Annotated in this window: 7 protein-coding genes; 4 read left to right on the top strand and 3 right to left on the bottom strand. The window is 67.1% G+C overall.

All coding sequences use genetic code 11. The features are described from left to right. Positions 1–206: 206 nt before the first annotated feature. Positions 207–1,808: a hypothetical protein gene (locus ACOJTD_RS14620; RefSeq protein ID WP_420133624.1), complete on the bottom strand. Its 1,602-nt coding sequence runs from the start codon at positions 1,806–1,808 to the stop codon at positions 207–209. A gap of 37 nt (positions 1,809–1,845) precedes the next feature. Continuing rightward, positions 1,846–3,138: an adenylosuccinate synthase gene (locus ACOJTD_RS14615; protein WP_420133623.1), complete on the bottom strand. Its 1,293-nt coding sequence runs from the start codon at positions 3,136–3,138 to the stop codon at positions 1,846–1,848. A 319-nt stretch (positions 3,139–3,457) separates the two neighbouring features. Between ACOJTD_RS14615 and ACOJTD_RS14610 the strand changes: the two genes are divergently transcribed. Beyond that, entirely contained in the window at positions 3,458–4,282 is an 825-nt protein-coding gene (locus ACOJTD_RS14610; protein ID WP_420133622.1) for an aldo/keto reductase, read from the top strand. 209 nt (positions 4,283–4,491) lie between these two features. Here ACOJTD_RS14610 and ACOJTD_RS14605 read toward each other — a convergent pair whose 3' ends face one another. Next, the gene (locus ACOJTD_RS14605) at positions 4,492–5,109 is read right to left on the bottom strand and encodes a class I SAM-dependent methyltransferase (RefSeq protein WP_420133621.1); all 618 of its coding nucleotides are present in this window, start codon (positions 5,107–5,109) and stop codon (positions 4,492–4,494) included. A 315-nt stretch (positions 5,110–5,424) separates the two neighbouring features. Between ACOJTD_RS14605 and ybaK the strand changes: the two genes are divergently transcribed. The 3 genes from ybaK to ACOJTD_RS14590 all read left to right on the top strand — a co-directional run. Further along, entirely contained in the window at positions 5,425–5,901 is a 477-nt protein-coding gene (gene ybaK / locus ACOJTD_RS14600; RefSeq protein ID WP_420133620.1) for a Cys-tRNA(Pro) deacylase, read from the top strand. A 305-nt stretch (positions 5,902–6,206) separates the two neighbouring features. Beyond that, positions 6,207–6,695 (top strand): GNAT family N-acetyltransferase, encoded by a 489-nt coding sequence (locus tag ACOJTD_RS14595; RefSeq protein ID WP_420133619.1) that lies wholly within the window; start codon positions 6,207–6,209, stop codon positions 6,693–6,695. 207 nt (positions 6,696–6,902) lie between these two features. Continuing rightward, on the top strand, positions 6,903–7,947 hold a 1,045-nt coding region (locus ACOJTD_RS14590), incomplete at its 3' end, for an NAD(P)/FAD-dependent oxidoreductase (protein WP_420133618.1).

The following is a 7,947-nucleotide window of genomic DNA, read 5'->3' as shown; positions in this document are numbered from 1 at the left end:
CGCGTTTTGATTCGGATAACCCCACGCACGTCATTCCGGGGCGCGCGCAGCGCGAATCCGGAATCCCGCAGTTGTGGAAACGACGAAGCCGCAGAACGCTTCGAGCTTCCGGGTTCACGCGCGATGCGCGTGCCCCGGAATGACGTGTGTGGGCTAGAGACGCGACGACTGAGACGGGCGGCAGAGGGCCGCAGCTTTGAACGGGGTTACTCGCCCCAGGCGGTGAAGGCCTCGTTGAAGGCGCGTTCGCCGGGCGGACCCTTTTCGATCGCGATGATGGCGCGGCGCTGGTTGTTGTAAACGATCGGCAGATCGAACCAGGAGCGCTCCTTCAGGAGCTGCAGGTTGCGCGAACGGTCCGCCTCGACATTGCTGAGGCCGACCAGGAAAAAGCCGTCGGTCACCTTGACGGCGAGCCCCGCCAGCGGCGTGCCGCGTGCCTGCTCGTTCGACTTCATCAGGATGCCCGGGACGTTGGCGACGCCGCCCCCGTTGAAATCCTGCGGCAGGATGAAGGTCAATTCCGCCGTATGGCTCGCCGGCAGCGACGTGTCGGTGTTACGCCGGAATGACATCGTCATCTTGAACTTGCGCTCGGGCACTTCGATGTCGGCCCGCACCGCGAGATCGGCGCCGCCCTTGGCGCTGGCGCCCTTGATCTGCTCGGTGCGCCAGACCACCGTGCCGACATACTGCTTGCCCTTCGGATCCGACGGATCCTCGTCATACAGCACGACGCGCTGCGCCACCGGCGCCACGGTCTCGGAGCTCGACGGCTGGCCGACGCGGTCGGTGATCTTCGGACGCTCGGTCGAGGCCGGTGCGGCCGGCGTCGCCGTCTCGGTCGCGGGTTGCGACTTCATCATGCCGCGCAGCGACGTCCACAGCGACGGCCCCCACAGCGTGCCGGCGCCGGCGAGCATCAGCACCACACCGATGATCAGCGCGCTCTTCAGCGGGAAGCGCGAGGGCGCGCGGGTCGGCTTGCGCGACGGCGAACGTTCCGCCTCGATCCGCGGCCGCATCGCGGCCGGCGGCGGCGTGTAGCGCTGCGCCTCGTCCACCGATTCGTCGTAGGAATACGGCGCGTCCGGATCGGTGCGGTTTTCCATCGACGGCTCGAGCCGGTCGAATTCCGGCGACGGCGCGACGTTGGCGTAGGTTTTCCGCGCGGCACGGTTGGCTTGCGCGGCCGCGTTGCCGAGACCATCGAGATCGGCGGTGACGTCGCGGAAGCCGCGCAGCCCCGGCGCATCGGCGCCGGCAGCGGCCGGCCCCTGATCGGGGCGACGCGGCGGGATGGGACGCTCGCGGCCAGGCAGCGGCGGCTCCGGCGGAATCGGCGGAGGCTCCACGCGCAGATTGCGGGCGGGACGTTCGGGCGTCGGCGGAGCGGGCGGCGCGGCGCGCGGACGGACCGGCGGCTCCGGATCGGGCTCAGCCGCACTCTGCGGCAGCGGCGCGCGGGTCACCTGCGGCGGCGGATCGCCGGGCCGCACCAGCGGGCGGCTCGACGCGCGCAGCGCATCGCCGGGACGTGATCCATCAGCGGGCCGGCGGCTTTTCAGCTCGGCGCGCGCGGCATCGCGGGCGCGTTGCGCGGCCTCGGACTCGACCTTGCGGACGGCTTCCTCGAGCGCCAGCCGCTCGCGGGTGATTTCGGATTCGGTCAGAGGCGGCTGCACGCTGCGAAGCTGCGAGATCAACGCGGCTCGCGCCCGCTCGTAGATCGCACGGCGCTGCTCGCCCGGAGCGCTGGGGTCCAGGCCGGATATCGCGCGCGCGATCAGCGGATAGTAATCAGCCATCTTGACTCAAGTGTGGGTGCCGTTCGGTAACATCCTATTAAGCCTCGAACGGATTCTGTACCAGAATTGTATCCTCGCGTTCGGGACTGGTGGACAACAGCGCCACCGGGCAGCCGACCAGCTCTTCGATGCGGCGAACATATTTGATCGCCTGCGCCGGCAGATCGGCCCACGACCGGGCACCCGCGGTCGGTTCCTTCCAGCCTTCGATGGTTTCCCAGATCGGCTCGACCCGCGCCTGCGCGCCCTCGCCGGCCGGCAGGTGATCGATCTCCTTGCCGTCGAGCTTGTAGCCGACGCAGACCTCGACGCTGTCGAAGCCGTCGAGAATGTCGAGCTTGGTCAGCGCCAGGCCGTGGATGCCGCAGGTCCGTACGGTCTGCTTCACCAGCACCGCATCGAACCAGCCGCAGCGCCGCTTGCGCCCGGTATTGACGCCGAACTCCTTGCCGCGGCGGCCGATCTCTTCGCCAATCTCGTTGAGGAGCTCGGTCGGGAACGGGCCCTGGCCGACGCGCGTGGTGTAGGCCTTGCAGATGCCGAGCACATAACCGGCCGCGCTCGGGCACATGAAGGTGCCGGTCGCGGCCTGCGCAGCCACGGTGTTGGACGAGGTGACGTACGGATAGGTGCCGTGATCGACGTCGAGCAGCGCGCCCTGTGCGCCTTCGAACAGGATGCGCTTGCCCTCGCGGCGCTTGATGTCCAACAGCCGCCACACCGTCTCGGCGTAGGGCAGCAGCTGCGGCGCCAGCGCGGTGAGATCCTTGAGAATCGCGGCCGCGTCGAATTCGGCGAGGCCGAGGCCGCGGCGCAGCGCATTGTGGTGGGTCAGCAGCCGCTCGATCTTGTGCGGCAGTGTGTCGAGATCGGCGAGGTCCATCAGCCGGATCGCGCGGCGGCCGACCTTGTCTTCATAGGCCGGACCGATACCGCGCTGGGTGGTGCCGATCGAGGTCGCCTTCGAGGCGTTCTCGCGCAGCGCGTCGAGCTCGCGGTGCAGCGGCAGAATCAGCGTGACGTTCTCGGCGACGCGGAGGTTCTCCGGCGAGATCGCGACGCCCTGGCCCTGCAGCTTCTTGATCTCGTCGAGAAACGCCTGCGGATCGAACACCACGCCGTTGCCGATCACCGCCAGCTTCGACGGACGCAGCACGCCCGACGGCAGCAGCGCCAGCTTGTAGGTCTCGCCATTGATGACCAGCGTGTGACCGGCGTTATGCCCCCCCTGGAATCGGGCGACGATATCCGCCTGCTCCGACAGCCAGTCGACAATCTTCCCCTTGCCCTCGTCGCCCCACTGGGCGCCGACCACGACGACATTGGCCATTTTCGAGCCGTTCCTCTGCAACGCAACCGGATGAAGCACGATCGCCACGACGCCCGCAGGCTGTTTTCGGATCGTACTGAGCGCCAAGCCAAAACACGGCCGTGGCCGCTCGCATGCGAGGCGCCCCATCGGATAACGGAAGCGGGCCTGCGACGCAAGCGAAACGGGGCTTCGCGGGCCTTGAAGGCTTCTTCCAAAGCATTGATTTCCCCGGAAAATCCGGTGAGCCGCAGCAACCCTTGACGGAGGTTTTCGTTACCGCTTGGCTGTTTCGGGGCGGCAGGGCTGCACCCGCAGCCGCAGGGAGACGGCAACCGACATGGACTCACTCACCACGCAGGGCATCATCGTGCCCAAGCTCGGCCTCGGCACGTTTCGGCTGCAGGGCAAGGACTGCCACGAGGCGGTGCTGACCGCGCTGGCGATGGGCTATCGCCACATCGACACCGCCGAGATGTACGCCAACGAGGACGCCGTCGGCGACGCGCTGCAGGACAGCGACGTGCCGCGCGAGCAGATCCACGTCACCACCAAGGTGTGGTGGCAGAATCTGGCGCCCGATGCGATCCGCAAGGCGTTCGACACCAGCCGCCGCAAGCTCAAGACCGACTATGTCGATCTTTACCTGATCCATTGGCCGGCGCCGGACATGAATCTCGGCGCCGCGCTGGAGACGCTGCAGCAGATCAAGCAGGAGGGTGGCGCCCGCGCGATCGGCGTCTGCAACTTTCCGCTGGCGCTGATGAAGCAGGCGGTCGAAGACATCGGCGCGCCGATCGCCTGCAACCAGGTCGAGTATCACGTGCTGCTCGGACAGGCCCAGCTGCTCGCCTATCTGCAGAGCAAGTGCATCCCGCTCACCGCCTACGCGCCACTGGCGCAGGGCCGTCTCGCCTCGTTTCCCGAACTGCAGCTGATCGCGAAGAAACACGACGCCACCGCCGCGCAGATCGCACTCGCCTGGCTGCTCGAGCAGGACTGCGTGATGGCGATTCCCAAGGCGCGCAGCGAAGCCAGCCAGCGCAGCAACCTCGACGCGCTCAAGCTCCGCCTCGATCAGGACGACCGCGCCATCATCGCCAAGCTGCCGAAGGACCAGCGCTTCGTGAACCCCGGCTTCGCGCCGCAGTGGGACGTGGGGTAAGGGCAGCGAAGCGCGCGCCCACTCCCCCGGTCCAGCCCCAACCACGTCATTCCGGGGCGCTCGCCCTTGCCCCATTCACAGTCATTCCGGGGCGCGCGCTGTTGCGCGCGAACCCGGAATCGCGATGTTGTGGAAACGGCTGAGCCGCAGAACACTTCGAGATTCCGGGCTCGCATGCCTGCGGCATGCGCCCCGGAATGACGGGCTGGTTACGCCTTCCGGGCCACGATGTAGTGCGCGTGCCGGTTGGTGCCGAACACGTGACTGGCTTCGATGGTGAAGCCAGCATCGGTGATGGCGCGGCGCAGTTCGGCGTGGCGCAACACCGCGAAGCGCGGAATGACGCCGGCCACCTGCAAGGCCGGGATCAGCAGCCGGCGCATCACGACATTCATGTCGCGAAAGCAATAGGTCTTGCTGATCAGCAGACCGCCGGGCTTGAGGCCGCGGTGAATCGCCCGCAGCGTCCCGGTCATGTCCGGCACGAGGTGCAGAACCAGGAAAGCGCAGATCACGTCGAACGGCGCGCCTTCGAACGCCTGTCCGGCGTCCGCAACGACGAAGTCGAGATTGGGCGGGGCGGGCTTGGCACCCGCGATCCGGATCATTTCGGCCGAGCCGTCGGTGGCCCGCCACCGCGCTACATGCGGCGCCAGCCGGATCGCCGTGCCGCCGGTGCCGCAGCCGATCTCGAGCACCTCATCGGTCGATGACAGCCAGGATGCGGCGTCGGTCAGCATCGCCTCGTAGGCGGCGACGTCCTTGATCGGCCGCGCCGCATAGCGCTCCGCCACCTTGTCCCAGAACTGCGTGCCGCGATCGGCCATGCGTCCGCCCCTTGCGAGCCAATCTGAGGTGTAGCGCAGCACGATGACAGCGAGAACCACGCCGAAGGACCAAGGCCACACACGCCGTCATTCCGGGGCGCTCGTTCTTGCGAGCGAACCCGGAATCTCGCAGTGGTGAAAATGGCAGAGTCGCAGAACGCTTCGGGAGTCCGGGTTCGCGCTGCGCGCGCCCCGGAATGACGGGGGTGGGGCTGAAGAGGCTGGTGATTGCCGGCGGCATGAGGCGGCTGCTACATCACGGACGCGGTATGCCAGCCGCACACGAAACAGTCCGCAAGCCAGCCGGTCGACACCATGTCCAAATCCACCCGTGCGACGCAGACGCTGGAGAAGCTGGGCGTCGCATTCAAGCTGCACAGCTATGAGTACGATCCGAACGCCGACGCGATCGGGCTGGCGGCCGCCGCCGCGCTGGGCGTGGAGCCGCGGCGGATGCTGAAGTCGCTGATGGCCGAGCTCGACGGCAAGCCGGTCTGCGCAGTGATCGCGTCCGATCGCGAAGTCAGCATGAAGAAGCTTGCTGCCGCGCTTGGCGGCAAGAGCGCCAGGATGATGAAGCCGGCCGACGCCGAGCGGCTGACCGGCTACTACGTCGGCGGCATCTCGCCATTCGGCCAGAAGAAGCGCGTGCCGGTCGCGATTGACGAAGCGGCGCTCGCCGAAACCACGGTGTATCTCAACGGCGGCCAGCGCGGCCTGCAGATCGAGATCGACCCGCGCGAGGCGGTGAAAGCACTCGGCGCGGTGACGAAGCCGCTGGCAGCGGAATGAGGCGCCAACCTTAGTTTCCTGTGTCCCGGACAAGGTGCAGCGCGCAGCGCTGTCCCGCAGATCCGGGACCCCGGTTTTTCGTTGAGACAAGAACTGGGGACCTCGGTTCCTTCGCTGACGTCCTAACCGGGGCCCCGGATCTGCAGCGCACTCCGCCGCTGCGCGGCGCACTGCGCTTTGTCCGGGGCACGATCACTCCCGACCAAGACGCTGATAATTCCTAATCGCGACTATCATCTTGCCTCGCCGATTGCTTCGCCGCCATCGCGCTCTATGCTGCGCTCTCGATCTCAGGGGGACGCGCCATGACGGAGACGATCGCAGCACACGGCGAGGTTCGCGCGCTTGGGCCGGCCGACACCGACCGCTACTGCAATCATCTCACACGCCTCGATCCCGACGCGCGGCGGATGCGGTTCTTTGCCGACGTGTCAGATTTCCACGTGCTGTTTCACGCCGGCGCGGCGCTGTCGGACGGGCGCACGGTGATCGGCTATGTCGAGGACGACGAGATCCGCGGTGCCTGCGAGTTGCTGCCCAGCGCCGACGATCCGCACGGCGCCGAGGCCGCGTTCAGCGTCGAGCAGGACTGGCGCCGCCACGGCATCGGCGGGCTGCTGATGACCGCGATCATCGACGCGGCGCGGCAGCGCGGCGCCCAGCGGATCGAGCTGCAATGCCTGAAGACGAACGTGCCGATGCAGGCGCTGGCGGCACGCTTCACCTCCGACCTGCGCCAGATCGGCGACACCACGCTGGCGGTGCTGGACAACAGAACCGCAGCCGTCGGCTGAGACCAACGCCCTGGATCTTGGACGAAATGCCACTTGCCATCCCGTCCAATATATTCTTACATTCGAATTAATGAAGATATTAAGGCCGACCCCGCGGCAACGCCGGGTCGGCTGACGTCAGCGCAGACACAACAAAAAACATCGGCGAGCTGCGGCCGGATCAGAGGAACGGATCGCCGCGCGGGTGCGGCGCAAAGGAGACGGCAGATGGCACATATCCTGATCATGGGCGCCGGCCTCGGCGGCGTGGTGATGGCCTACGAGATGAAGGATCTGCTCGGGCGTGACGACAGGCTCACCGTCGTTACCAAGGATCCGATCTATCACTTCGTGCCGTCGAACCCGTGGGTCGCGGTGAAGTGGCGGACCCGAGACGCCATCGAGGTGAACCTCGCGCCGGTGTTCGAGCGCCGCGGCATCGACTACAAGCCGGTGCCGGTCACCAAGGTGGAGCCGGAGCAGAACCGCGTCGAACTCGCCGATGGCAGCACCATCGAGTACGACTTCCTGATCATCGCCACCGGTCCCGAACTCGCCTTCGACGAGATCCCCGGCCTCGGCCCGGACGGCCACACCGCCTCGATCTGCCACGTTGACCACGCGGTCGAAGCCTCGGAGCGGTTCGAGCAGTTCTGCAAAAACCCCGGCCCGATCGTCACCGGCGCGGTGCAGGGCGCGTCGTGCTTCGGCCCAGCCTATGAGTTCACCTTCATCCTCGACACCGAGCTACGCCGCCGCAAGATCCGCGACCGCGTGCCGATGACCTTCATCACCCCGGAGCCGTATATCGGCCATCTCGGCCTCGACGGCGTCGGCGACACCAAGGGCCTGCTCGAGAGCGCGATGCGCGAGCGCCACATCAAGTGGATCACCAACGCCAAGGTGGCCAAGGTCGACGCCGGGTTGATGCATGTCGAGGAGGTCGACGAGGCCGGCCAGACCAAGACCCGGCACGAGCTGCCCTTCGCCTACGCGATGATGCTGCCGGCCTTCCGCGGCGTCGCCGCGATCCACGGTATCGAGGGGCTGACCAACCCGCGCGGCTTCGTGCTGATCGACAAGCACCAGCGCAACCCGAAATACCGCAACGTCTTCGGCATCGGCGTGACCGTCGCCATTCCGCCGGTCGGCAAGACGCCGCTGCCGGTCGGCGTGCCGAAGACCGGCTTCATGATCGAGAGCATGGTGACGGCGACCGCCAAGAACATCGCCAAGCTGGTGCGCGGCGAAAAGCCGAATGCCGAAGGCTCCT

It is taken from the genome of Rhodopseudomonas sp. (assembly GCF_048594845.1).
Classification (GTDB): Bacteria; Pseudomonadota; Alphaproteobacteria; order Rhizobiales; family Xanthobacteraceae; genus Rhodopseudomonas.
Note: the sequence above shows the minus strand (reverse complement) of the source record. Positions and strands in the feature narration are given on the sequence as shown.

Excerpts from the sequence above, each read along its gene's own strand:
- ACOJTD_RS14620 (WP_420133624.1), bottom strand. The coding sequence starts at position 1,808 with ATGGCTGATTACTATCCGCTGATCGCGCGCGCGATATCCGGCCTGGAC.
- ACOJTD_RS14615 (WP_420133623.1), bottom strand. The coding sequence starts at position 3,138 with ATGGCCAATGTCGTCGTGGTCGGCGCCCAGTGGGGCGACGAGGGCAAG.
- ACOJTD_RS14610 (WP_420133622.1), top strand. The coding sequence starts at position 3,458 with ATGGACTCACTCACCACGCAGGGCATCATCGTGCCCAAGCTCGGCCTC.
- ACOJTD_RS14605 (WP_420133621.1), bottom strand. The coding sequence starts at position 5,109 with ATGGCCGATCGCGGCACGCAGTTCTGGGACAAGGTGGCGGAGCGCTAT.
- ybaK (WP_420133620.1), top strand. The coding sequence starts at position 5,425 with ATGTCCAAATCCACCCGTGCGACGCAGACGCTGGAGAAGCTGGGCGTC.
- ACOJTD_RS14595 (WP_420133619.1), top strand. The coding sequence starts at position 6,207 with ATGACGGAGACGATCGCAGCACACGGCGAGGTTCGCGCGCTTGGGCCG.